This is a genomic window from Holospora curviuscula, from assembly GCF_002930195.1.
Taxonomy (GTDB): Bacteria; Pseudomonadota; Alphaproteobacteria; order Holosporales; family Holosporaceae; genus Holospora; species Holospora curviuscula.
Genome location: NZ_PHHC01000056.1, coordinates 1 through 2,224, shown reverse-complemented (window position 1 = coordinate 2,224; position 2,224 = coordinate 1). Strand labels below are relative to the sequence as shown.

Annotated in this window: 3 protein-coding genes; all 3 read left to right on the top strand. The window is 37.4% G+C overall.

Annotation, left to right across the window (positions count from 1 at the left end):
• On the top strand, nt 1-265 hold a 265-nt coding region (locus HCUR_RS00870), incomplete at its 5' end, for a transposase family protein (RefSeq protein WP_279337381.1).
• Nucleotides 262-579: a hypothetical protein gene (locus tag HCUR_RS00865; RefSeq protein WP_104206333.1), complete on the top strand. Its 318-nt coding sequence runs from the start codon at nt 262-264 to the stop codon at nt 577-579. The genes HCUR_RS00870 and HCUR_RS00865, both read left to right, overlap by 4 nt.
• Nucleotides 580-1,157: 578 nt before the next feature.
• Nucleotides 1,158-1,964 carry a hydroxyethylthiazole kinase gene (thiM, locus tag HCUR_RS00860; RefSeq protein WP_104206332.1) on the top strand — a complete coding sequence of 269 codons (807 nt, stop codon included), beginning with the start codon at nt 1,158-1,160 and terminating at the stop codon, nt 1,962-1,964.
• Nucleotides 1,965-2,224: the final 260 nt, after the last annotated feature.

The following is a 2,224-nucleotide window of genomic DNA, read 5'->3' as shown; positions in this document are numbered from 1 at the left end:
TATTACGGAGACAGGATATCAAGGCTTGAAAACACTCCATAGTAGAACTGACATTCCAAAAAAGAAGGGTAAGAAAAATCCGCTAATGCAAGAAAAAAAAAGGAAAAATAGAGAGCTTTCCAGCGAGCGGGTAATGAATGAAAATGGTATTGGGATACTCAAACGCTTCAAGATCATCTCTGATACATACAGAAACAGACGTAACAGATTTGGACTGAGATTCACGCTCATTGCAGGGGTCTATACCATGGAATTAGAACAATGAGAGTTTCCGAAGAGGTCTACTGTAAAGCGTCTTTTACCGAGTTTTTAGCCAGTCTTGACACAGCAGCCAGTGACATCACGAGTATTGAGGGTAAAATCATTGGCAACAGCGACAAAGATAAAGCATTCCATATCGTGCGTGCTTGGTGCCATAATAATCAGCTGGTATTTGGTCAGGAAAAGGTAGATGAAAAAAGCACCGAAGTTCCCCCAAGGTGCTCAAACTTTTGGATCTTGCGTAAAATAATCATCATTAATGCTAGGGAATGTCAGCGTGATATTTTCCAAAAAATCATTGACCCAAAAGGTGATTAAGGGCAAACTTCATGAAGATGTAAAGCTTTATTGGAACGATCCCATGAACGGCTCAATGAAACCCATGATAAAAGTCATGGACGCATTGAGCAGTCTACTAACTGTAGTTTCCCATGATGGTGCCTGATTCCATTCCTGGCCAAGACTTAAAGCAATGGGTCAAATGACCGCGACCCTTTGGAAAAACGCTAAAGAAACTTGCTTCTATCTTTCTTCCTAACAGCACAAAATCTTAATGAAGGTGGAACGCCCTCATGTGGAGCATTAATCCTGCGCTGCACTGGGTTCTTGATGTGCTATTCAACGAAGACAAAGCCTGCATTGGCCATGAGAATACGGCTGAAAACTTAGATATACTTCCTAAATAAGCACTTTCAGTGTGAGTAAACCTGAAAGAAAAGTCGGAAACCACCAATTAAATCACTGCTTGTTAAAAATGCTATGTTCTTCAAACACCTCGCTAACTCTGTCAAGATAAATTTTTCCTGCGTAGGTCCTGTTTAGAAGTATAAAATTGCTTGAAAAAAAATAAAAAATTTTATAGAATTAAAAAATTAACGTAGACTAATTAACTCAATATGTATAAAAATTTTGAATTTTCTATCCTTCAGGATTGTTTAAAAAAGATTCGAGAAGAAAAACCCATGGTTTTGCATTTCACAAATTACGTTACTATGGATTTGGGTGCAAATTGTGTTTTAGCAGTAGGCGGGTCCTATATGCTTTCTTTTACAACAAAAGATTTAGAAGAGCTTATTTGTAAATCTGAAAGTTTAGTGATTAATATCGGAACTTTGGATTCTTCGTTTGCTAATTTGTGTATACAGGCAGTAAAAATGGCCAAAACTCACAATAAACCAGTCGTTTTCGACCCTGTAGGTGCTGGAGCAACCGAATTTAGAGCATCAATTTCTAGAGACCTAATGCCTTACGTAGATGTGGTCAAAGGAAATGCCGGAGAAATCATAGCATTGGCATATGGAAAAAATCAATCCAAGGGAGTTGATTCTTTGTCTGGTCCAAAAGAAGCACAAAAATACGCCCAAGAAATTTCGAAAAAATACCGGTGTATTGTGGTAGTAACAGGAGATGTAGACTATATTACTTATGAAGATCGGTGGACCCAAGTACCTTTTGGAGTGCCACTAATGACTTCTGTTGTGGGTATGGGATGTAGTTTAGCCAGCATCATTGGTACCTTTATACCAGTTTTAGAAGATAAATTTGAGAGCACAGTTTCAGCTGTGAGATATTTTGCCATGTGCGGTAATATAGCCTTTTCCAAAGCTCAATCTCCTGGTCAATTTCGTACATTTTTTGTTGATACTTTACATGAAGCAGATTTTGACCATATGATGTGTTTATTACCTTCTGTAGAAATTTAAAAATTACATAAAATTTAAAGGTTTTTCTGGGCAATAAATATAATTCAGTTTAAGAAACAGTCACGTAAACTATTTTTCTAACCTATTAAGGCATATTTTAGTCAAGGTTAGTGGAATAACTTTGGCTGATGAAGTAGACCTCTCATACTCTTTGGATAGCCTTTTACAATGATGGAATCAAGCAAATAAACGCTCTACAATCCTGTGCTGGACCTTAACCCAATTAGTGTGTTCTGCATCTTTTACACTGCTAAGCAAAG